The following is a 23,215-nucleotide window of genomic DNA, read 5'->3' as shown; positions in this document are numbered from 1 at the left end:
TTAGCTCCTAGCCGTTTGGGGAATCGGTTCGCCTGAGATTCGAGTCATAAGTGCATCCGCAAAGAATTTGGCGGCCCAGTTAGGGTATTCGAACATCGAGTAGCGTCCCCAAATCGGCGCGGAACCGGCAATAGCGCCGTCGCGGTGATCCTTTTGGCCAGTGATGTGATGGTTGGATTTAATAAACTTAATACCTGCATCGGCGTTTCGTTCGAGTTCTTTCAGGTCGCAGGCTTGTGACAGTCTTAGCCAAATAATGCTCATTTGGGCGAGGCCGGTCAGACAGCAATAATTGGCCTGCGGGTGCCAGTTGTCGGCATAGCGTCCCGCCAACCATCCGTTTTGGCGTTGTTGTAAGGCTTGCGCTTTAGCAGCATTAATCGCGGCGTCGAGCATTTCTTGGTTCTCTAGCAGTAACCCACTTTCCATAATGCCGCGAATAGCATAAGCGATGTTGTGCGTAAATGGTAGACCATCGGTCGTAAATGCGTTCGTTTTAAACCAACCTGATGGTGTTTGCCGGGTAAGCGCCCATCGGATATTTTTTTCTGCGGCGGCAACTAAAGCCTTTTCGTTGGCAATTAGTCCTGTTCTCAGTAAAGCCCAAGCCGCTCGGGTGTTGTAGGTATGCGGCGTATCGTTATGGACCGATTGTCTCCAGCACCCGTCTTCATCTTGTTTCGATATCATCCACCGGCCGGCGTTGACGGCCGCTTCGAGGCATTCGTTGCGTTGGAAATTAAGGTATCCGGCAAGCACGCCGTGCATGATTTGTCCGGTGTTGAAGATAACCGGTTTGCTGCCGGATTCGCCGAAATGGCCCGGAAACGAGCCGTCCGGATTTTGAATCGAGAGTTCCCAGTCTATGATGCGTTGTGCACGTTGGGCGAGTTCCGGTTGTTTTAAGATTTTTTCGGCGGCTAGAAAGGTTTCGACGATGTAACCGCTGGTTTCCGGGTAACTGGGCAGCCAACCGTCTTCGAAACTCCAACCCGCCGAGACGCCGCCTTCGTCCCGTTGTCCGTTACGTTTGTCTTGTGCTCTGCATAACCATTCGATCGCGGCTTTCAAATGAACTTCGTCCGAGTGTACCGACTGTCTGCTCAGACCTTTCAGGTCGTCGACAATGATGCTCAAATGTTCCGGACGCCAAGGTTTGTATCTGAAGGGTAGGGCGATCAGTTTTTGGAGGGTGTTTGTCATCGCTTTTTTATTATTCTTTCAAATTGAACAGTTGTTTCCAAACTTTACCTCACTGCCATTAAGTTAACCCGTCATGCCGGCATGGATTGCCGATATCCGGATTACATGGATGTATTCCACGCTTGCCATCCTCGGCGCTGGATTCCGCCACTCCCTGGCGGAATGACGTGGTTAATTTCTGTAATTATTCACACCCCCTATCGTTCCCACGCTCCGGCGTGGGAATGAAGACCGAGACGCTCTAGCGTCTCGTACCGCTGGAACGATAATTGCCAGGGGACTGAATAGTTACTAATTTCTTATTGGCAGTGATACTTTACTTATAAATATAACGATCGGTCTAAAGTCGCTATCTGGGGATCGCTCCCACAGGTAGTTATTGAAATCTGTTGTGGGAGCGACGCCTTCGTCGCGACTTGGGCAACGGTCGTCTTAATAATTTGTTTTCATTTTAGTACCAAATCAGAAAGCAGTTTGAACTTTTGATACGACTTGTCTGATTTTTCCCGATGCTTCCGGCAAAATCTCTTCGACTAAGTTGATTTCTGTGTTGCATGTCTCGCCGAACCGGTATTTGAATTTTTGGTCGATACTGTTTTTGGCTTGGTCGGTCCACATTGGATTGGTCACGATCTGAATTTCAAATTGATCTATATCATGCTGAATGATTTTGAATTGTTCGACGCCCGGCGTTTCGCGAAGTACATAAATTGCGGCGAGGGCATGCACGATCGAGCCGTTTTGGTGTACCAAAAAATCGGTTTTGCGACCGGTGATCTCTTCAATGACATGAAGCCCACGCCCGTCTTTATCCGTCTCCGGGGATAATTTCATCATGTCACCGGTTCGGTAGCGGATGAATGGTTGAGCTTCCGAGCATAGTCCGGTCATGACCGCTTCACCGGTTTCTCCGGGGTTTACCGGTTTACCTTGCGGATCGAGTATTTCGATGATGATGCTTTCGCTCATTTGCAGCATCTGATGATGTCGGTTTTCGTGTGCGGTAAAACCGATGTCGCGGCTGCCGAACTCGTTGGCGACGGGTACTTTGAAAATCTCCGATATTAACTGTCGCTGTTCATCATAAAGCGGTTCTCCGGTGGTACAGATCACTTTCAATTCGGGCAATTCGATTTTTTGGTTAGTTTCTTTGGCAAATCTTGCCAGAAGAGCAACACTGCTGGCGTAGCCGTAAATACATTTCGGATTGAATTTCCGTATCGCCGCCAAATAATTCGACATCATGTCGGGCGACATTTGAAAGGCATTCAAAACCAGTTGATTCAATAACCGGTCGCGTATTGTCTTGATGCGATCGGTTTTGTTGAGCTCTACAGGCGCACCCCATAAATAGACTTCGGGATCGCCGACATTGACGCCCCACCATCTCCTGGCTCGAATGCGTCCGGCTGCATCCGAGGCTTGGCGGTAGCGTCCGAAATGGAAAATCAGCGGCTGGCCGCTCGAGCCGCCTGTCGTATATCGAAATGCCCCACCCGGCACACTCTGCCACGTCATTTGTTCGCCATTTTGTTGGGCGTCTGTTTTAGACATAATCGGCAGTTTTTGTAATTCGGGAAAGGTTAGATTTTCGAGATCGATGCCGGATTCGAGGATTCGTTTTGCATGCCAAGGGCAATGTTCTTTAGCAATATTCAGTAGTGTGTGAAGTTTTTTGAGTTGCAGTGCTTCGATTTCTGCTCGGGACAGCCATTGAGTTTTTTCCAGTTCTTTTAGATAGGGAAAAGTCGGGCGGTTCAGCAGCTTTTCTTGAAAGGGGTAAACGATATTCCGGGAAATGAAAGGATGCATTGTTAGTATTATTAGAAAAATGTGGCGGTCTGTTTTAAAGGTAGCATAAAGAAATCAATGGCCAAGAGAGTTTTAAAAGTAAGTATTCAGATCCTCTTTGCTGTTTTCCAAACTCCGGTTTGGGAAACTTTTCACGTAAGCTCTTGATTACCGGTTACGAGAAGCTGGAGCTTCTTGTACTGCGTTCCCAAGCAAAGAGCTTGGGAACGAGCGATAGCAACCCTATCTTATTCAGTGCCGACTTGAGCCAATCGTTCCCGTAGTTTATCGAGGTTGTCTATTTCCCATAATTGGTCTGCCAGTGTTTCTAGTTGTATATTTTGCAATTGCCGATCAGGCGTATTTTGGAAAAGTCGGTAAAAGAGACTGTCGGTTTTCATCGAACGAGGCTAGTTCAATAGCTTATCGTAGACTGCTTGTACTTTTTCGGCATGCGTTTCGACGGCAAAGGTAAGCAGCGCGTGTTCTCGGGCGTTTTTTCCTAGCGCTTTTCGTAACTCATTGTCTTTGTAATATCTTTCGATTTGTTCGGCGAGTGATGTGGCATCTTTCGGCGTGAATAGCAGGCCGGTTTTATTATGTTCCATCATTTCCGCGGCGCCGCCGTGATTGGGGCCTATTAACGGTCTGCCCATTGCCAATGCTTCGATGACGACCGTTCCGAGGGGTTCGGGGCTGGTCGAGGCCGATACGATGACATCGAGGCCGTTGTAGACGGGTTCCATTTTTGCGACATGGCCGGTAAATACGACGATGTCGCCGAGTTGTTCGTCGATGACTCGTTGCCGGAGCGCCGCTTCATAGGCTTGGCATTCGTCCGGTGTGCCGCCGATGATGAGCATTTTTAAATGAGGGATTTTGTCTCTTAATAGTTTGGCGGCATCGAGAAACATTTCTTGGCCTTTCCATGGTATTAACAGGCCTATCAGACCGACGGCAAAGTCGTTTGCTGTAATGGCGTGGTCTTTTCTAAACGTACTGCCGTCAGCTTCGATGTCTAGTTTTTCCAATTCTATGCCGTCGTAGATGACGTCAATCTGATCTGCGGGAATTTGTAGCTTTTCCCGCACGCTTTGGGCGACCCAGTGCGATACCGATATCAACTGGTCGGGAAGGCTGTAGGCCCATTCCATCAAACGAGAGCCTTTTTGATCGCCGCGAACGTGGCAGACGGTGGGGGTTTTTAATATTTTGCCGACAAGTAAGGCGGCACGGTTGCACAGCGGTTCGTTATTGGCATGGATGAGATCGACCTTGAATTTTTTGGCGGTCCAGAGCAATTGAACGAAAAAAGGCAGGAAGTTCGCGGTATCGTCCGTTCTGGCGAGTATTTGATTGATGACGAAGCGTAAGCCGGGGATTTTATCCGGCCATGTTGCGGGGTCTATGTTTCGATGCGCGCCGACGATGTCGATATGTCTATCGGGTATGTGTTTCCATTCCGCTTCTTGGGCGATTTCTTTGTAGTGCGGGCCGGTTCTGCCGGTGACGACCATCGGGATGTATCGTTGACGATCGAGGTTTCGGACCAAGTGACGAAGACAAATGATCGCGCCGCCATAGCCGATGCCGTTTTCTATGTAAAGAATGCGTTTTGGGGGCGGGGTTGGCATGTTTTATTCACCATTCGGTCGTTGTTTTACGGTTTGTTTATTGTAGTCGAAATTAGCCGAAGGTGTTTTGTGTGTTAGGGGGCGCTGTTTCTTAAACTTTGGTTTGGTAAGTCACGTTAGTTCTTGCTTACCGGTTTCGAGAAGCACTCTGTGCCAGGAGAGTCATTCACGCTCTTTCCCAAGCTCTAGCTCTCATCGTTATACATAAGTCAAAAATTACCGTTTTGTAATCTTAGCTAATGAGGCCTCGATACCATTTTTTGTCGCCCAACGTTCCCGACTTCGAAATCGCGATCTGGGGATCGCTCCCACAGAGCATCCGCCCCCCTTGTGGGAGCGACGCCTTCGTCGTCCCTCACCTAACGCTAGGTGAGGGAAAGCCGCTAATGTTCAATATCCGCAGATTTATCAAACAGCACCGTTTCCAGGTCTACGATGACCTCTGTTTAGCAAGTTTACCGATACTTGTGTATAACGGCGAGCGCAGAGCATGGGAACGAGCGTTTTGAGGGGATACCTCAGAACCCGATCCCTTTTACTTAATTAATGGGTAGTTATTTTAATGCGCTTGACCACGACTTTTATAAGGGGTCATTTGAAATGAAATGCGCAAGGTTAGCACGTATTTCGGCAATGACATCCATGCTGAGCCCAGTCAGTTCGGCTATGTCTTCATCGGTCATCTCCCGGTGGATCATCCTGATCGCTAAGTTGCGTTTTTCATCTTGCCGGCCTTCTTCTCTTCCTTTTTCAATTCCTTCTTCTATTCCTTCTTCCCTGCCTTCATCCCTCGCTGTGTCGATTACGTTTTTTAGATCGCGGTAGTATTTCAGACTGGATTCATAGGCGTCGCGTTCTTCCGGTTGAAAGCGGGCGATCCGGGCTTTTTCGAATAGGCTCAGGAAGACCCTTTCGCGCAGCCTTGGCGGAATTTCGTCCAGTTCATGCAGGTGGCGGAATACGTAAAACCATTTATCTTGCAGCGTATCCAGTTCATCCACGGTTTTGGTGAAATTGGGTAGCGTTAAATAAATAAAAGTCAGTTTGTCGTAAAAAACTTGATGATGTTGATTTTTCAATTGAACCCGATGCACGACTTCGTGACGGCCTTGGCTTTCGTCTTCATCAAAGACAAAATCCAGGATGCCGATCGTATAAACCGCAGCCAGCTTAAAATTCCAGTCACCTCGCTCGGCTTGCTGTTGAATCGGAAACGTGGAATAAAATACGCTACGATCTTTAAAGAAATTCTGCTTAGCCTTTTGCAATTCCACGATGAAGTATTCGCCGGTCGAGCTGATACAGCTGAGGTCGAAAATCGCTTTGCGGTCTAAAGCCGAAGCACCCTGGCGCTCATTTTGATTGAATTGCAACTCATGGATTTGGTGTTTTTCCGGCAGCAGGGTATTTAAAAAGCTGATCAAGTGCTCTTTACTGGCCTCTTCGCCAAACGCTTTTTTGAAACCAAAGTCGGTAAATAGGTTGATATATTTTTCTTTCACGGCACGGTTTGAGCTTTATGCGAGTTGTTATGGTGAAGTTTAGCATATCTATTGCTTGGTTTTTTCAAGCTTTAGACGAACCCGATATTGTCCTCTGATTTTCGATTGCATCGCTGACCCGTATCTAGCCGGTTCTATGAGAAAGGCGCTTAAAACCAGGGCAAACACATTAAAAATTCGTGGTAAACATAAAGCTCAGGAGTGAGCATGAAATAAGTTAGATAACCGACGCTACGATTTTTCGCTGCTACCCGCACTCCCGCTTGGAAAATCCTTCACGTAAGATTTTCTCTCCTTCCCAAGCTCTAGCTTGGGAAGCAAAAACCGGAAGCTCTGGCTTCCCGAGACCTACTCGACCGATTGAATTTGGCTTTGCTGTAATCGCTGCCAGCGAAAGAACATTAGCCTCTTTTTCACTGGTATCGCGAAGCTAGAGCTTCACGTACCGGTTTCCCAAGCAGGAGCTCTCATCGTTATACATAAGTCAAAAATTACTCTTTTACAATCTTAGCCAATGAGACCTCGATAGCATTTATTGTCACTTAACAATCTTGACTTTCCCTCACCTAGCGTTAGGTGAGGGACGACCAGGGGGGCGCTCCCATAAAGGGTGACAAGCGCTGTGGGAGCGACGCCTACGTCGCGACTATCGAAGCCGCTATCGCTCAAACACCAATAGCCTTTTCGGACGACACGGCAATCTAGCGATTGGTCGCTACGTTTTGTACAAGCAGGTATATTTATACTTGTGTATAACGGCGAGAGCAGGAGCTTGGGAAACAGCAGATAAAGCTCAGGAGTGAGCATGAAATAAGTTAGATAACCGACGCTACGATTTTTCGCTGCTACCCGCACTCCCGCTTGGAAAATCCTTCACGTAAGCTTTTCTCTCCTTCCCAAGCTCTAGCTTGGGAAGCAAAAACCGGAAGCTCTGGCTTCCCGAGACCTACTCGACTGATTGAATTTGGCTTTGCTGTAATCGCTGCCAGCGAAGGAACATTAGCCTCTTTTGGTATCGCGAAGCTAGAGCTTCACGTACCGGTTTCCCAAGCAGGAGCTTGGGAAACAGCAGACTTCCCGCTCTTTCCCAAGCTCCTGCTTGGGAAACACACCCCGGAAGCTCCAGCTTCCCGAGACCGACCCAACCTACGCACAACCTCACTCAACCCCGGCTCGCTCGTTCAATCTTTCTTGATCGTCGGGAAGCTAGAGCTTCCTGAACAGGTTACCCAAGCTGGAGCTCTGGGTAACAGCAAACTAAAGCGATGGGTTTCCGCTTCGCTGTTACCCATCCTACAGCTGGGGATTGTTTCCACAGTGGATGGAGCTGTTACCAAATTTTAGGCGAAAATTTGCCGTCGTTGCGGATTAAGACGGTGTCGCCGCTTTGGGCGAGTACGTATAAGCCTTTACGGTATGCGTAGCGGGCGACATCGTTGGGCATGACCATGGCGGCAACAGCGCCCATCAGTTCGACATCTCGGTATTTGGGCAATAAACGCTTCAGTTTTTCCAGTCGATTTAAATGCTCATTGACGTCGTCGATGGACATTTGGCTTTTGCATTCCACGGCAATTGCGGTTTGTTCGTTGACGACTAATAGGTCGATTTCGGCTGATTCGCCGTTTCTTTCGGCATAGACATTCGGGTGTACCTCGTGCACGTCGATGCCGCGTTCGCGAAATAAGTTCACGAGTGCCGGACGGACCATTTCTTGTACGAAGTCGCCCAATCGGTTGTCCAGGTCGCCGATGCTTTTGCTGACTTCTTTAACTAAGCGTTCGGTGTCTTTGAATTTTTGATCGGTTTCTTTGAATTGTTTATTCGTTTCTTCGAAGCGGCGTGCGACTTCGCGAAACATTTCCCAAACTTCATCTCGGGTTACGGTGGTCATTGCGGCTCTCCTGATACTTTTGACATAAGCGTTTTATCAATGATCTAATGCAATGATTATAATTGTTTTTTAGATATGGCGGGAATTACTGAGGTTGTGAGTATTCAGTTCCACGACCATTCTCGTTCCCATGCTCTGCGTGGAAATGATAGGGGTGTAAATAATTACCTGAGGTTAGTCATGGCATCAAACGCTGCAATTAAACAGGGCATTAGTGAAGACGACTATTTGCTGGGTGAGTCCTCTTCGGAAATCAAGCATGAGTTGATCGATGGTGTTGCTTATGCGATGGCGGGTGCCAGTAAGGATCATGAGCGTATCGCAGGTAATGTTTTTGTTCTTCTGCATGTTCATTTACAAAACCATTCATGCGAACCTTTTGCGAGCGACGTGAAAGTAAAGGTTGATGAAGATTTCTTTTATCCCGATGTCATGGTTGTTTGTGAAGATCGTTCCGAGAATCCTTATTACAGCGATTCTCCGACGGTTTTAGTCGAAGTGTTGTCGTCATCGACGCGCCGCATGGATCAAACGATAAAGCGCATGGCTTACCAATCGATTCCAAGTTTACAAGAGTTGGTTTTGATCGAGCTGGATTTTGTCGATGTCGAAGTTTGCAGACGCAGCAACGATTGGTTGTCACGGCATTATTTTTTAGGCGATGAATTTGTGCTTGAATCCATAGGATTGACTTTGTCGGTTGCCGATATCTATCGGCGTGTTCAGAATCCCGATATGCTTGCTTATCTGCAAGAACAAGAGCGTTCATGAAGCCTTCCTAAAGCGCGCCGTGATGTTTGGGGTAAATCGAAACGTTGGGGACGGGTTAAATGACCCGTCCCGCAAAGTCATTAGAAAGTCGGGTCTAGCAGAAAGTTTAGTTTAGCACCGGGGAGCCGAAAACAACCCTGTCGGCTTTGTGTAGCCCGTATGCAGCGTTAGCGGAATACGGGGCTTTCGTAGCTTCGATTGCCCCGGATTGCGCGTTGCTCCATCCGGGCTACGCGGTTGTTTTTGCTTGTGTATCTGAAGTGTACCAATGATTAATAAGGTAACCTGGCGTAGTATTTTCACGCTCTTTCCCAAGCTCCAGCTTGGGAAAGAGCCCCCGGAAGCTCCCCCTTCGACAAGGCTCTCCTGAGCGCAGCCGAAGGGCTCAGGGCAAGAGCTTCCTGAGACCGACACAACCTCCGCACATTCCCTGACTCGCTCGTTCAATCTTCCTTGATTGTCGGGAAGCTAGAGCTTCCTGAACAGGCTACCCAAGCTGGAGCTTGGGTAAAAGCATATTTTAGTTTTTGCGGCTACGACTGGGCCTCGCTCGGACACTTGGCTTCGGCAAGCTGAAGCATCTTGCTAATCAGGACTGATTTTTAGGTTGATTGGTTTGGTCGGTCATAGATTTTTTATTCTACGCAACATCTTGATTATTCCTGCTGGCAGTAAGCAGGCTAGCCAGTAGAGTAGGGCGCGTTTATTCGGCTTTTCTTTGAGGCTGGCCGAAAATGCTTGCTTGGCCTCAATTAAATCGTACTCGCTAAAATGCCAGTAGCCTAAGTCGTTATAGGCATTGGCGACAAGTCGTCCGGGGTCGATATTTTGTAATGACAGTTCTTTTGCGGCGTAATTTCTAATCGAGGTCATGACTTTGGCTAGATCGCTCAGCAACGGCGCGGTCAGTTGTGTGGCGTTGTTGCCGTGTTGTCGGCGTAGCATCAGAATTTCAGGTATGCATGAGATCGGATGTTTCGCGGCGATTTTTGCCCATAGCTCCAAATCTTCGCCGAAACGTATGGCTTGATTGAATAAGCCGGCTTCTATGAGTGCCGATTTGTTGACTAGCACGGTACCGGTGGGAATGAAGTTTTTGGTGACGAGTTCGGCTAGTGCGTTTGGGATTGCTCGGTCTTGGATGGCTTGAAATTTATTTAATAGCTGGTGTTTATCCAAGACCGATTCGGTGATCAATTGATCGCTTTTGTCGATCTCGGCCATGTCGCCGGCTATCAACACGAGCTCCGGGATTTGTCGCAATAGTTTAAGTTGCTTGTCGATTTTATCAGGCGTCCATTGGTCGTCGGCATCGAGAAAAGCGATCCATTCGCTGTTTGCGGCCTTGATGCCTGTGTTTCTGGCCGCCGAAGGGCCTTGATTGGGCTGTTTGATATAAGTGATCGGGCCGGGCAGAGCTTCGACGATTTGTTGTGTGTTGTCGGTCGAACCGTCGTCTACGATTATGATTTCAGTGATGGGTCGAGTTTGTTTTAGGATGCTATGGACCGCATCGGCAATAAATTCGGCACTGTTATAGGCAGGAATGACGACGCTGATGTTCATGATTTAATGGTTTTTTTTAAGGTATATTGGCAAATTAGCCAGCCTGGCACTATTAAACCGCTTATTTTACCGATCATGGCAAGTTTCGGGTGTCGATAATAAAGCCGGTATAAAAACGGGCTGAGTTTGGCTGGGCCTTTGATTCGCTCGATCGGTGGCAGCGTTTTTTGATTGAAGCGATTGACTACAGGGCTGTTTGGCGAAATAAGAGCTTCGGCCAATTCCGCCGAGGATAGAAAGCGCGTTCCGCTTAAGTTTTGCGTCAGTTTATTCAATAGAATCTTCAGTCCCGCGAGCGAAAACTCGAATTCGTTTTCAGTGCGCGTGAAGTTGTAGCGATGGGTCGAAATCGTAACGGGTAAGGCTTGCCGGTAAGCTTGTAGCGCTTCTTGATAGGCGCTGTCCGGCGTGTTTTTGCCGTCGACCGGTTCAAACATGACGTTTCTGACTAAATAAACTTGCCCGAAGGCATTGATATCGCCGGTTCTAATTAATTGCTTGTCTTGAATATAGCGTCCGTCGTGCGCTCTTTCGGGACAGCGATAGCCGGCCGTTTGAATCGCTTGTATCGAATGGCGCTTCCATTCGGCTTCGATATCGTCGTTCCAGAGATAACAAGGGGCAACGGTCGTTAAGGTTGGATGACCGAATAAGCGTTGAAAGGTTTCGGTGGCCGTTTCGATGATTTTACGCGCTTTTTCAGTGCCGACCGGTTGTGTCGGTAAGTTGCTTCCATCGACATAATGCCCTTGTAAAGGTGATTCGAGAGTTTCCCAGTCCCACCAGTGAGAATCGGCTTGTGCATTTGCCGTGCGCGGGTCGTTATTTCGGCAAAGTTTAACGAAGGCTTCGCCATTTAGATGTTCCAATCCGTGCAATTGCGGGACGAAAACGTCGTTCTCGATGCCTTTCAGCATCGTTCGATAAATGCCGGGGAAGTCATTGTCGAGCATTTTTCTCGGATATTCGCCGCCGGATGCTTTTTCTAGCGCACTGGTATCGGGTACGGCCAGCACGACATCTGCGGTCAATACCGCGCTGCGTCCGGTGCTGTCTTTTTGTTCGGATAAGGCGTTTAACAGGGTCTCAAGACGGTCGGCATGAAAATCGCCGCCCGGACCCCAGTCATCGCTTTCGATTAATATCGGCGTGTCGGCGAAATAAGGTTCTTGCCAGGTTTTTAGGAATAGATCGCGCTTCCAAACAAAAAGGATTGTGGCGAGTAAAATCCATATTGTCAGTAGCGCAGTGATAATGATTAGCATGGTTTGGTTGTAGTTTTACTTGAAAAGGGTTTGGTGTTCTTTCACTCTATGGAAAAGGGTTTTTGGCAATACGTGGCTTGCAACCATAAGCGCCAACCTTAGGAAATGGCGCGTTACTCCGTCAGGGATGGTAAACCCGCAGAAGTTTTTACCTTGGCAGGACCGGGCTTACAGCCCCGTCCTAAACGTTTCGACCATGGCTAAAGCTCGCCGTGGCATTTTGAGCAAATCGAAACGTTGGGGACGGGTTAAATAACCCGTCCCGCAGAGATTTGTTTTTTATTCACTTGTATCGCGAAGCTAGAGCTTCACGTATCTGTTTACCAAGCTAGAGCTTGGGAAACAGCAACAGCAGAATGAGGCGTCATTCCGCCAGGGATTGGCGGAATCCAGTGCCAAGGATGGCAATGCTCAGACTTGGCAGGACGGGGTTTACAGCCCCGTCCTAAACGTTTCGATCGTGACCAAAGCACGCCGAGGCGTTTGGAGCAAATCGAAACGTTGGGGACGGGTTAAATAGCCCGTCCCGCAGAGTTATTTGTTTTTTATTCACTTTTATCGCGAAGCTAGAACTTCACGTATCGGTTTAGAGCTTGGGTAACAGCAGAATGAGGCGTCATTCCGCCAGGGATTGGCGGAATCCAGTGCCAAGGATGGCAATGCTCAAATACCTACAGTTTATTCAAAACATTCCGCTTCATTTAGCGCTTTTCCTTCTTTGTCCTTGTCGGAAAGAACGGGATCGATGTTTGCCGGCCATTGTATGCCGATGGCCGGATCGTTCCAAGCGATGCAGCGTTCGAGTTCCGGTGCGTAGTAGTCGGTGGTTTTGTACAGAAAATCGGCTGTTTCGCTGAGGACGACAAAACCGTGGGCAAAGCCTGGGGGAATCCACATTTGCCGGTGGTTCTCTTCGCTGAGTTCGGTGCCGACCCATTGACCGAAAGTCGAGGAACCTTTTCGGACATCGACTGCTACGTCGAATACGGCGCCGCTTACGACTCGAACGAGTTTGCCCTGTGCTTTTGGCGCAAGTTGATAGTGTAGGCCGCGCAGGACTCCTTTGGAGCTGCGACTGTGATTGTCTTGAACGAATTGTATAGCTTGCCCGGTGGCTTGCCGGAAGGATTCCTGATTATAACTTTCCAGAAAGAAGCCGCGAGCGTCGCCGAACACTTTCGGTTCGAGAAGGATAACATCGGGGATTGCGAGCGGTATGACTTTCATCAAAAAACCTTTTCGTTGTTAAGAATCCGTAATAAGTATTGCCCATAACCGTTTTTTGAGAGGGGTTGGGCCAGTCGTTCGAGTTGGGAATTGTCGATCCATTTTTGCCGGTAGGCGATTTCTTCAGGACAGGCGACTTTTAATCCTTGGCGGTGTTCTATCGTGGCAATAAATTGACCGGCATCGAGCAGCGAATCGTGCGTGCCTGTGTCTAGCCAGGCATAGCCGCGCCCCATGATTTCGACATTGAGTTTTTTTTCGTTTAAATAGAGCCGATTCAAATCGGTTATTTCCAGTTCGCCGCGAGGAGACGGTTTAAGGTTTTTAGCGAGTTCGACGACATCGTTATCGTAAAAATAAAGGCCGGTCACAGCATAATTGGATTTGGGTTGTTGGGGTTTTTCTTCCAGCGATAACGCTTTGCCGTTATTGTCGAATTCTGCGACGCCATAGCGTTCGGGGTCTTGCACATGATAAGCGAATACCGTGGCGCCTTCGGTGCGCTTCATTGCATTACCGAGCAATTGATGAAGGTCATGACCGTAAAAAATGTTGTCGCCGAGTACCAAGGCCGCTAAGTCGTTGCCGATAAATGATTGACCGATGATGAAGGCTTGGGCGAGTCCGTCGGGCGAGGCTTGTACGGCATATTGCAGGTTTAATCCCCATTGTTCTCCGGTGCCGAGCAGTTGTTCGAAACGCGGCGTGTCTTGGGGGGTAGATATGATCAAGATTTCGCGTATGCCGGCCAGCATCAGTGTGCTGAGCGGATAATAGATCATTGGTTTGTCGAAAACCGGCAGTAATTGTTTGCTGATGGCAAGCGTTGCCGGGTGCAGTCGGGTGCCTGAGCCGCCGGCCAGGATGATCCCTTTTCGAGTTGGAGGCTGTTTTTGAGTGGTAAGTGAGCTTGCTGTCATGGTGTACTCCAGTTTTTATTTATAAGGTTTCCTGATTAGCAGGTTTCTTCAGCTAAAGCCCAAAGATCAACATATTCTTAGCAGGACGGGGTTCGCGAGCCATGCGCTTCAAGCTAAAAACGGCCAACCCGCATCACGCTCTTTCCCAAGCTTCAGCTTGGGAAAGCACCGGGAAGCTCCCCCTTCGACAAGGCTCTCCTGAGCGCAGCCGAAGGGCTCAGAGCAAGAGCTTACTGAGACCGACACAAGCTCCGCACATTCCCAATCAACCCCGACTCGCTCGCTCGTTCAATCTTTCTTGATTGTCGGGAAGCTAGAGCTTCCTGAACAGGTTACCCAAGCTGGAACTTGGGTAACAGCATATTTTAGTTTTTGCGGCTACGACTGGGCCTCGCTCGGACACTTGACTTCGGCAAGCTGAAGCATTTTGCTAATCAGGTAAGGCTTTAATCTCGATTGCATAATTCTCTGATTACCCTGTCCACATACAAACGCCAATCGGGAAAATGTAACTCTAAAGAATTGGCGAGTGAGCCGGTATTCAAGCGCGAGTTTTTCGGACGCTTGGCCGGCAGCGGATAGGCTTCGGTTGAAATCGGCTGTATGTTTTCAGGTTTAAGCTTAAGTTGCATTCCGTTTTCGTTGGCTCGTTGAACGGCGTAACAGGCCAGTCCGTGCCAGGTCGTTTCGCCGCCGGATGTCAAGTGGTATATGCCTCCGGTTAGCTGATCACGGCGAAAGCCGATAATGGCGTGGGCGGTAACATCGGCGATGAGTTCGGCGCAAGTGGGCGCGCCGAATTGATCGGCCACGATGTTGAGACTATCGCGTTCTTGGGCGAGCCTCAGGATGGTTTTAATGAAGTTATTGCCATCTGCGGAAAATACCCAACTGGTACGAAAAATCAGTGCATTGCATTGACTTTTTAAAATGGCTTCTTCGCCTGCGCGTTTCGATTTTCCGTAAATGCTTTGCGGGTCGGTTGTATCGGTTTCGAGATAGGCTTCTTTTTTTTCGCCATCGAAAACGTAATCGGTCGAGTAATGTACGAATAATGCATCGTGGGTGCTAGTGTATTGTGCCAATACGTCGACCGCTTCGGCATTGATTGCGTATGCGGCTTTCTCGTCTGTTTCAGCTTTGTCGACAGCGGTGTAAGCGGCGGCATTGACGATAATTTCCGGTTTGCGTTCTTTAAGTAAACCGAGTAACGCGTCAGGGTTTTGCAGATCCGCTTCGTCGCGGCCGAATGCGCTAACGTGGCCAAGGGGGAGAAGTGTTCGTTGAAGTTCCCGTCCGACTTGTCCGTTTTTACCTAGTAATAATATGTTCATGATGGTTTCGTTTGAAATTGTAGTACAACTAACCCGTCGCTAAAAAGATGCTGTATATTATCGCAATTTTCGGGCTAAACTTAATCATACATTCCAAACTTAATTGATGGGCTTGTCGAGTTTGAAGGCTAATCACTTAACGCGGGACAGTTTTAAGGTTAATCCGTTCGTGGTGAGCCCTTCGGCTACGCTCATGAGAGCCCTGTCGAACCATGGGGGGATTAACCATACACCCTTCGACAGGCTCAGGGCGAACGGTTAATCCTTAGTGCTTTTGTCCCGCTTTAAGTGGGAAGCCAGTTTGAATAACAACAAAAAATGAAAATACTGCACATACTTGATCATTCGATTCCTCTGCATAGCGGCTACACTTTTAGAACCCGTGCTATTTTAGAACAGCAAAAGAAACTGGGTTGGCAAACATTTCATGTGACTTCGGCAAAGCATAAAGTGGCCGAGCAAACGGTTGAAGAAGTCGACGGGTTGCTATTTTACCGGTCGCCGATGCCGCAATGTTTTTGGGCCGATTGGCCGATTGTGAACCAATGGGCGATTGTGAAATCGCTCTGTAAGCGCTTGGATGAAATCATTCCTGAAATTAAACCCGATATTTTGCATGCGCATTCCCCCGCATTGAATGGCTTAGCCGCTCTTAAAGCGGCACGAAAACACAATATTCCTTTGGTCTACGAGTGTCGTGCCTTTTGGGAGGATGCGGCGGTCGATCATGGTTCGACGACCGAAGGCAGTTTGCGTTATCGCGGAACTCATTTTCTGGAAACCCATGTGTTCAAAAATGCCGATGCCGTGACGACAATCTGCGAAGGTCTGCGAAACGACATTATCGGCCGGGGCGTTGCCGATAGCAAAATTACCGTAATTCCGAATGCGGTCGATATCGATAAATTCAGTTACGGCGTCGAGCCTGATCTGCCATTGCGCGAACAACTGGGATTGGTGGATAAGGTGGTGTTGGGATTTATCGGTTCGTTCTATGCCTATGAAGGCATTCCTCTCTTGCTCGATGCCTTGCCCTCGATTCTCAAGGAAATTCCGGATGTTCGTTTATTGTTGGTCGGCGGCGGTCCTCAGGATGACGCGATCAAGCAAAAGGCCCGCGATTTGGGTTTGCAGGATAAGGTCGTTTTTACCGGGCGGGTTCCGCATGATCAAGTGCAAGATTATTACAATCAGGTCGATATTTTCGTTTATCCGCGCCTGTCGATGCGTTTGACCGATTTGGTTACGCCGCTCAAACCGTTGGAGGCGATGGCGCAAGGGCGGTTGGTCGTGGCGTCCGATGTCGGTGGACATAAGGAATTGATCGACGATGAAAAGACCGGTTATTTATTTGCAGCGGGAAATGCCGAAAGCCTTGCGCAAACGGTTCTGCGCTTGTTGAACAATCGTTCCCAATGGGATGCGATTCGTGCGAACGGGCGCCGTTTCGTCGAGGAAAAACGGAATTGGGCCTATAGCGTAAGCCGTTATCAAAATGTCTATCAATGCTTGCTGAAAAAATGATTGTCCATGGTTGATAAAACTCCTCGCCTCGTCGTTTTTTGCTCGTTGTTTCCCAGTTCCGTGCAACCGAATTCGGGTGTATTCATTCGTGAACGCATGTTTCGGGTCGGTAAGCAATTACCGATTGTCGTCGTTTCGCCGGTCGCGTGGTTTCCTTTGCAAGGCCTGATCCGTTTGGTGAAGCCCGGTTTTCGGCCTCAGCCGCCGAAGTTCGAATTACAACAGGGTGTTGAGGTTTATTATCCTCGTTTTTTGTCGATTCCGGGGTTATTAAAGCAGTGGGACGGTTTTATGATGGCGTTGGGTGCATTGCCGACCATGGTCCGATTGAAGCGTCGACACCGGTTTAACCTAATCGATGCGCATTTCGCCTATCCGGACGGTTATGCCGCGACCTGGCTCGGGAAATGGTTTAAGGTGCCGGTGACGATTACGTTAAGAGGGACTGAAGTCAGTTTGTCGAAGTTTCCGGCACGCAAACTTCGGATTGTTTCGGCCTTGCAGCGGGCCACGAAAATATTTTCGGTGGCCGATTCGCTCAAGCGTCACGTCGTTACGTTGGGCATCGATTCGAACAAAATACGGGTCGTCGGCAATGGCGTCGATGCCGATAAATTTCAACCGGTCGATCGCGTTGATGTCAGGCGCGATTTGAATTTACCTGAGGATGCTCCCGTATTGATATCGGTCGGCGGTTTGGTCGATCGCAAAGGTTATCACCGTGTCATTGAAGTGATGCCGTTATTGCTCGAAGAATTTCCCGACTTGGTTTATTTGATCGTCGGTGGGGCTTGCGCCGAGGGTAATAATCGAAAGCAATTGGAACAACAAGTCGCCGACTTGAATTTGCAAAAGCATGTCCGCTTTTTAGGGCCGTTGCCGTCCGAGCAATTGAAATCGCCGTTGTCGGCATCAGATGCGTTTGTATTGTCGACTGCCAATGAAGGGTGGGCCAATGTTTTTTTGGAAGCGATGGCTTGCGGTTTGCCGGTGATAACCACCGATGTCGGCGGCAATAGCGAAGTCGTCAATGATGTGTCATTAGGTACGATCGTGCCGTTCGGCGATTCATCGGCATTACAACTTGCTTTATCGGATGCGTTGAATAAACAGTGGGACAGACAGGCGATCAGGCATTATGCCGAGCAGAATGCGTGGCATCACCGTGTCGATACTTTGGTTGCCGAATTTAAGCAGATTTTAGAAAAAACAAAAATCGATTAAAGGGTGAAAAATGGGATTTATTGCTGGCTGGTATGGTACCGGTATCGATCGAAATCAAGCGCCTGAGCTTGCCGAATCGCTGAAAAGTTGTGCGCCCGAGTCGACTAAAAAAACGATCGGCATACGCATAGCCGAATCATTTGCTTTAGTCTCCGATGATAAACGGTCGCTTGAACAGGGGCATTGCCGGCTTGCGCTCACCGGTCACGGTTTCGGGCCGCTAGAAGCGATTGTCGAAAACTATAAGGCTAAAGGTGCCGATTTTATCAAGGTTATGCAAGGCGCTTTTACCTTGATGTTGTTCGATGAATCCGAGCGGCGATTACTATTGGCTACGGACCGCGTAGGGCAAAACAATCTGTATTATGCGCAAACAGCGAACGGGATTGTGTTCGGTTCGACGGCCGATAGCGTCATCGCGCATCCCGAAGTCAGTTCGGAGATTTCCAGGCAGTCTATTTACGACTATGTTTATTTTCATCATTGTCCGAGCCCGCATACGATTTATCGGCAGGTTAAAAAATTGGAGGGCGGGCAATTATTGACTTATCAAGAGGGAAAAATCAGCCTGAGCTATTATTGGCTACCGGTTTTTTCTGAACAGGGCGATTATTCTCTCGAGCAATCCGGGCAAGCGTTACAGCAAGGAATTGTCGAAGCTGTCCGGCAGTCGGTCGCAGGGTTTGAGGAGACCGGCGCGTTTTTGAGCGGCGGTTTGGACAGTTCGAGCGTTGCCGGCGCGTTATCGACGGTGTTTCCGGATCAAGCCAAAACGTTTACGATGGGTTTTCCGGTCGAAGGCTACGATGAGATCGAGTATGCGCGTATTGCCGTTGAACGTTTCAAAACCCAAGCGCATGAATATTATGTGACGCCGGACGATACCGTGGCCGCCGTGCCGAAGATCGCCGCGTTTTACGACGAGCCGTTCGGCAATTCATCGGCACTGGCGGCTTATTATTGCGCTAAATTGGCTAAGGACAACGGTATTAAGGTAATGCTGGCCGGCGACGGTGGCGATGAGTTGTTCGCGGGCAATGAACGCTATGCGAAACAATTGTTGTTTAATCGCTATTATCGAATACCCGGTTTTGCTAGGACTTTGTTGAGAGCCGGTTTGTACAATGCACCCGATGCGCTGCTGAAAAATAAAATCCTATTCAAAGCTAAGCGCTATGTCGAGCAAGCCGAAGTGCCGTTGCCGGACCGTTTGCAAGACTATAACTTCATGAACCGGCATCCGGCTCAGGAGATTTTTACCGATGATTTTTTGACAGGCATCGATATCGACCGGCCGATTCAGAGTCTACGGGATTGTTATGACCGGCCGGAAAACGCTTCGGCTTTAAACCGTATGCTTTTTATGGACTGGAAAACAACTTTGCATGATAACGATCTGGTGAAAGTCAACCGAATGTGCGAGATGATCGGTGTCGAAGTGCGATACCCCTTACTGAGCAACGAGATTGTCGATTTGTCTTGCCGGATACCGTCTTCGGAAAAGTTGAAAGGTCAGCAATTGCGTTGGTTTTATAAGCAAGCGATGCGCGATGTTTTGCCTGAGGCCATTATCAATAAATCCAAGCATGGTTTCGGTTTGCCGTTCGGGATTTGGTTGCAGGATCATCAGCCGTTGAAAGAACTGGCTTACGATAGTATCGGTGCCTTGAAAAAACGCGATTATTTTCGCGCCGATTTTCTCGATCATGCCGTCAAGATGCATCAAAGCATTCATGCCGCCTATTACGGCGAATTGATTTGGATCTTAATGATGCTGGAGCTCTGGTTTCAGGCGAAAAATCATCATTAAGCCGTAACGACGCGGTTTCTGCCGTTTTCGCTGTTTCCCAAGCTCCAGCTTGGGAAACCATCCCCGGAAGCTCTAGCTTCCCGTTAAAAAACGGAGCGCAATTATGCCAAGAAGCAGTTATCGAGTGCTAACCAACCCTTGCCCGCATTTCCTGACAGCAACGATAAACCACTGGCTACCATTGTTCACAAATCCAAAACTAGTCGATATCGTATTGGACTCCTGGCGTTATCTCCAGCGTAATGACAGTTTTCAACTATACGGTTTCGCTGTTTCTCAAGCTCCAGCTCTCATCGTTATACATAAGTCAACAATTACTGTTTTGCAATCTTAGCTAATGAGGCTTCGATACCACTTTTTGTCGCCCAACGTTCCCGACTTCGAAATCGCGATCTGGGGATCGCTCCCACAGAGCATCCGCCCCCTTGTGGGAGCGACGCCTTCGTCGCGATTTCGAAGCCACTGATGTTCAATATCCGCAGATTTATCAAACAGCACCGTTTCCAGGTATACGACGAACGCTGTTTAGCAAGTTTACCGATACTTGTGTATAACGGCGAGAGCTCCAGCTTGGGAAACCGGTCCCGGAAGCTCTAGCTTCCCGTTAAAAAACGGAGCGCAATTATGCCAAGAAGCAGTTATCGAGTGCTAACCAACCCTTGCCCGCATTTCCTGACAGCAACGATAAACCACTGGCTACCATTGTTCACAAATCCAAAACTAGTCGATATCGTATTGGACTCCTGGCGCTATCTCCAGCGTAATGACAGTTTTCAACTATACGGTTTCGCTGTTTCCCAAGCTCCAGCTTGGGAAACCGGTCCCGGAAGCTCTAGCTTCCTGTTAAAAAACGGAGCGCAATTATGCCAAGAAGCAGTTATCGAGTGCTAACCAACCCTTGCCCGCATTTCCTGACAGCAACGATAAACCACTGGCTACCATTGTTCACAAATCCAAAACTAGTCGATATCGTATTGGACTCCTGGCGTTATCTCCAGCGTAATGACAGTTTTCAACTATACGGTTATGTCATCCTTGAAAATCACTTACATCTGATTGCCGCATCCGAAAATTTAAGCCGTGATATCCAGCGATTTAAATCATACACGGCAAAACAACTCATTGCCTATCTTGAACAGCATCGTTCAAATAGGTTATTGGAATTACTGGCATTGTTTAAACGGGTACACAAGCATGAGAGCGACTATCAGGTTTGGGAAGAAGGCAGCCATCCGCAAATAATAGAGTCAGAGAAGGTTATGCGTCAAAAGCTGGAATATATTCATCAAAACCCCGTTAAACGAGGCTATGTGGATAAGCCGGAACACTGGCGCTATTCCAGTGCACGAAATTATTTAGGGCAAGAAGGGATGATTGAAGTGGTTCGGCAATGGTGAGGATCTCTGGAAGCTAGAGCTTCCGGAGTGTGTTTCCCAAGCTGGAGCTTGGGAAACAGCTTGTTGATGATGCTGGAGCTCTGGTTTCAGGCGAAAAATCATCATTAAGCCGTAACGACGCGGTTTCTGCCGGTTTGTTTGGCTCGGTACATGGCTTGATCGGCCCGGTCGATGAATTCGTCTAGCGTGTCGTCGCCGCGTAATGTGCTGGTGCCGAGGCTTGCGGTCATGCGAATCGTTTCCAAACCGTAAGCGAAGATATGATTTTCAATGTTTTGCCGAATTCTTTCCGCCAGCAATTCGGCGCCGTCTAAATCGGTGTCGCTGAGAAGAACGACGAATTCCTCGCCGCCGTAACGGAACACGATGTCGCTGCTTCTAATGCTTTCATTGATCCATTTGGCGATCGATGTCAGCGCAAGATCGCCGCATTGGTGGCCATAATTATCGTTGATGCTTTTGAAATGATCGATATCGATAAATACTACCGATAGATGGTTGCCGTTTCTATGTGCAAGGCGCATTTCGCGGCGAACGATGTCATTGAAAGCGGATCGGTTTCGTGTTTGCGTTAGCACATCGGTAAATGCCAGATTCATTGCTTGCTGAAATAAAGTCGCGTTTCTGAGCGGATAAATCAAGCAACAAAGCAGCGTTTCAATCATTTTTAATTCTTGTTCGGAAAACTTCTGACGGCGCATCAATTTGAGTTCGCCGAGTTGCTGTTCTTCGACCTTCATTGCATAAGAGCATGAGCTTCGAGTCACTATGCCGTTTTTGATTTCAAGACCGAATTCATCGTTGTTGTAAACAAAACCGCTATGTGGAATCAGGTTTTGAATTTTATTACTGAAGATATGGATTAGCTCATCGAACTCCAGTGTAGTTTGCAAAGCGCTGCTAATGTCATAATGAGTCAAATTATCCGCTTTGAAGGCTTCGAATGTGTTGTTACTGACAACGGCGAGATTGGCGGCTTTTTTTTGCATGGCTAAATCCTCGATAAAGATTTGTTTTTAGGATTATTGCTATGATCGTGCCAAAATGTAAAAACACTTTTATATCAATGTTATGGATTCATTGCGTCAATAACATGACGGGATGAATGGCAAAATCTTGCCGCCCTATACCAAGGCTGGTTATGCTGTTACCCAAGCTCCAGCTTGGGTAAGCTGTTCAGGAAGCTCTAGCTTCCCGACGATCAAGGAAGATTGAACGAGCGAGCCGGGATTGATTGCGGTTGTTTCGGTCTCTGGAAGCTGGAGCTTCCGGGGTGCGTTTCCCAAGCCGGAGCTTGGGAAAGAGCAAATCGGCTGGTTATGCTGTTACCCAAGCTCCAGCTTGGGTAAGCTGTTCAGGAAGCTCTAGCTTCCCGACGATCAAGGAAGATTGAACGAGCGAGTCGGGGTTAATTGCGGTTGTTTCGGTCTCTGGAAGCTGGAGCTTCCGGGATGTATTTCCCAAGCTGGAGCTTGGGAAAGAGCGAAATCGAACGATGTGGTAGGTCACAATAAAATTTAGGAACAGACGACATGAAAAACGACCCGAATAAAGAACGCCAAATGAATAAGCAAGACAAAAAAACGCCTGTAGATACGAGTACAAAGCCACCGAATTCTACTCCTGAAATAGGAGGCGCTCCGGGCCCTGAGCCGACCCGATACGGCGATTGGGAAAAGAAAGGCCGGTGTATCGACTTTTAACCTGGAAAATTCCCTATGCTAAGGGTAGTATGTGGCTTTCAATAACAGCAGGCGGCGGTTATGAACAGTACTAACAGACCTTTATCCCCTCATCTACAAGTCTACCGATTGCCCTTGACGGGCCTCATTTCCATTACCCATCGCATGACCGGTGTCATGCTTTCTTTAGGCCTAATCCTATTTTTATGCATGTTATATGCGATTGCCGGCGGTGCCGAAGCCTTCTCGGCAATGCAGGCGATGACCGATTCGATTTTGCTGCAAATCGTGCTTTGGGGTTTCATGTATGCCTTGTTTTTTCATTTGTGTCACGGTGTTCGTCATCTGATTTGGGATGCCGGTTGCAGTTTCGACAACGAAACATTGAATCGCTATGCGCTAATCGAGCTTTTCGTTTCGCTGGTTTTGACAGCAGCCACCTTTGCATTTTTCATTCTTTAGGAGTCAAGC

Annotated in this window: 20 protein-coding genes; 8 read left to right on the top strand and 12 right to left on the bottom strand. The window is 48.4% G+C overall.

All coding sequences use genetic code 11. The features are described from left to right. The 5 genes from ACINK7_RS13620 to ACINK7_RS13600 all read right to left on the bottom strand — a co-directional run bounded on the left by ACINK7_RS13620 (position 1) and on the right by ACINK7_RS13600 (position 6,130). Positions 1-1,203: a prenyltransferase/squalene oxidase repeat-containing protein gene (locus ACINK7_RS13620; protein ID WP_404355940.1), complete on the bottom strand. Its 1,203-nt coding sequence runs from the start codon at positions 1,201-1,203 to the stop codon at positions 1-3. A gap of 462 nt (positions 1,204-1,665) precedes the next feature. Continuing rightward, positions 1,666-3,015 (bottom strand): phenylacetate--CoA ligase family protein, encoded by a 1,350-nt coding sequence (locus ACINK7_RS13615; protein ID WP_404355938.1) that lies wholly within the window; start codon positions 3,013-3,015, stop codon positions 1,666-1,668. A gap of 227 nt (positions 3,016-3,242) precedes the next feature. Further along, positions 3,243-3,395: a hypothetical protein gene (locus ACINK7_RS13610; RefSeq protein WP_404355937.1), complete on the bottom strand. Its 153-nt coding sequence runs from the start codon at positions 3,393-3,395 to the stop codon at positions 3,243-3,245. 9 nt (positions 3,396-3,404) lie between these two features. Continuing rightward, positions 3,405-4,628, bottom strand: coding sequence for a glycosyltransferase family 4 protein (locus ACINK7_RS13605; RefSeq protein ID WP_404355935.1), 1,224 nt, complete (start codon positions 4,626-4,628; stop codon positions 3,405-3,407). A gap of 581 nt (positions 4,629-5,209) precedes the next feature. Further along, positions 5,210-6,130, bottom strand: coding sequence for an Rpn family recombination-promoting nuclease/putative transposase (locus ACINK7_RS13600; protein WP_404355933.1), 921 nt, complete (start codon positions 6,128-6,130; stop codon positions 5,210-5,212). 861 nt (positions 6,131-6,991) lie between these two features. On the opposite strand from ACINK7_RS13600, the gene ACINK7_RS13595 reads away from it, so the two are divergent. After that, positions 6,992-7,474, top strand: a complete 483-nt coding sequence (locus ACINK7_RS13595; RefSeq protein ID WP_404355931.1) for a hypothetical protein — start codon at positions 6,992-6,994, stop codon at positions 7,472-7,474. Here the strand turns inward: ACINK7_RS13595 and ACINK7_RS13590 are convergent. Continuing rightward, positions 7,461-8,024 carry a DUF3782 domain-containing protein gene (locus ACINK7_RS13590; RefSeq protein ID WP_404355929.1) on the bottom strand — a complete coding sequence of 188 codons (564 nt, stop codon included), beginning with the start codon at positions 8,022-8,024 and terminating at the stop codon, positions 7,461-7,463. The two genes, ACINK7_RS13595 and ACINK7_RS13590, sit on opposite strands and share 14 nt — an antisense overlap. Positions 8,025-8,204: 180 nt before the next feature. Between ACINK7_RS13590 and ACINK7_RS13585 the strand changes: the two genes are divergently transcribed. Next, positions 8,205-8,795 (top strand): Uma2 family endonuclease, encoded by a 591-nt coding sequence (locus ACINK7_RS13585; protein WP_404355928.1) that lies wholly within the window; start codon positions 8,205-8,207, stop codon positions 8,793-8,795. 624 nt (positions 8,796-9,419) lie between these two features. Here the strand turns inward: ACINK7_RS13585 and ACINK7_RS13580 are convergent. From ACINK7_RS13580 to rfbD, 5 genes are all read right to left on the bottom strand, one after another. Next, on the bottom strand, positions 9,420-10,361 hold the full coding sequence (locus tag ACINK7_RS13580) for a glycosyltransferase family 2 protein (RefSeq protein ID WP_404355926.1): 942 nt from the start codon (positions 10,359-10,361) through the stop codon (positions 9,420-9,422). After that, complete coding sequence (locus ACINK7_RS13575; protein ID WP_404355924.1) at positions 10,358-11,626, bottom strand: hypothetical protein; 1,269 nt, start codon at positions 11,624-11,626, stop codon at positions 10,358-10,360. The genes ACINK7_RS13580 and ACINK7_RS13575 overlap by 4 nt, the downstream gene beginning before the upstream one ends. 678 nt (positions 11,627-12,304) lie before the next feature. Then, entirely contained in the window at positions 12,305-12,853 is a 549-nt protein-coding gene (gene rfbC / locus ACINK7_RS13570) for a dTDP-4-dehydrorhamnose 3,5-epimerase (RefSeq protein ID WP_404355922.1), read from the bottom strand. Next, the gene (rfbA, locus tag ACINK7_RS13565) at positions 12,853-13,773 is read right to left on the bottom strand and encodes a glucose-1-phosphate thymidylyltransferase RfbA (protein ID WP_404355920.1); all 921 of its coding nucleotides are present in this window, start codon (positions 13,771-13,773) and stop codon (positions 12,853-12,855) included. Before rfbA ends, rfbC begins: the two co-directional genes overlap by 1 nt. Before the next feature lie 446 nt (positions 13,774-14,219). After that, entirely contained in the window at positions 14,220-15,107 is an 888-nt protein-coding gene (rfbD, locus tag ACINK7_RS13560; RefSeq protein WP_404355918.1) for a dTDP-4-dehydrorhamnose reductase, read from the bottom strand. Positions 15,108-15,425: 318 nt separating this feature from the next. Between rfbD and ACINK7_RS13555 the strand changes: the two genes are divergently transcribed. The 4 genes from ACINK7_RS13555 to ACINK7_RS13540 all read left to right on the top strand — a co-directional run bounded on the left by ACINK7_RS13555 (position 15,426) and on the right by ACINK7_RS13540 (position 21,062). Then, the gene (locus ACINK7_RS13555) at positions 15,426-16,631 is read left to right on the top strand and encodes a TIGR04063 family PEP-CTERM/XrtA system glycosyltransferase (protein ID WP_404355916.1); all 1,206 of its coding nucleotides are present in this window, start codon (positions 15,426-15,428) and stop codon (positions 16,629-16,631) included. A gap of 6 nt (positions 16,632-16,637) precedes the next feature. After that, the gene (locus ACINK7_RS13550; protein ID WP_404355914.1) at positions 16,638-17,855 is read left to right on the top strand and encodes a glycosyltransferase; all 1,218 of its coding nucleotides are present in this window, start codon (positions 16,638-16,640) and stop codon (positions 17,853-17,855) included. 10 nt (positions 17,856-17,865) lie between these two features. Further along, positions 17,866-19,665, top strand: coding sequence for an asparagine synthetase B family protein (locus ACINK7_RS13545; RefSeq protein ID WP_404355913.1), 1,800 nt, complete (start codon positions 17,866-17,868; stop codon positions 19,663-19,665). An 863-nt stretch (positions 19,666-20,528) separates the two neighbouring features. Next, a complete protein-coding gene (locus tag ACINK7_RS13540; protein WP_404355911.1) occupies positions 20,529-21,062 on the top strand; it encodes an REP-associated tyrosine transposase in 534 nt (177 codons plus the stop codon). 104 nt (positions 21,063-21,166) lie between these two features. Here ACINK7_RS13540 and ACINK7_RS13535 read toward each other — a convergent pair whose 3' ends face one another. After that, entirely contained in the window at positions 21,167-22,051 is an 885-nt protein-coding gene (locus ACINK7_RS13535) for a GGDEF domain-containing protein (RefSeq protein WP_404355909.1), read from the bottom strand. A gap of 543 nt (positions 22,052-22,594) precedes the next feature. On the opposite strand from ACINK7_RS13535, the gene ACINK7_RS13530 reads away from it, so the two are divergent. Beyond that, positions 22,595-22,765, top strand: coding sequence for a DUF1674 domain-containing protein (locus ACINK7_RS13530; protein WP_404355907.1), 171 nt, complete (start codon positions 22,595-22,597; stop codon positions 22,763-22,765). Between the two features lie 60 nt (positions 22,766-22,825). Beyond that, entirely contained in the window at positions 22,826-23,206 is a 381-nt protein-coding gene (gene sdhC, locus ACINK7_RS13525) for a succinate dehydrogenase, cytochrome b556 subunit (protein WP_404355905.1), read from the top strand. The last annotated feature ends 9 nt before the right edge of the window (positions 23,207-23,215 follow it).

It is taken from the genome of Methylotuvimicrobium sp. KM1 (assembly GCF_044788715.1).
Taxonomy (GTDB): Bacteria; Pseudomonadota; Gammaproteobacteria; order Methylococcales; family Methylomonadaceae; genus Methylotuvimicrobium.
This window is presented reverse-complemented; position numbering and strand designations above follow the sequence as displayed.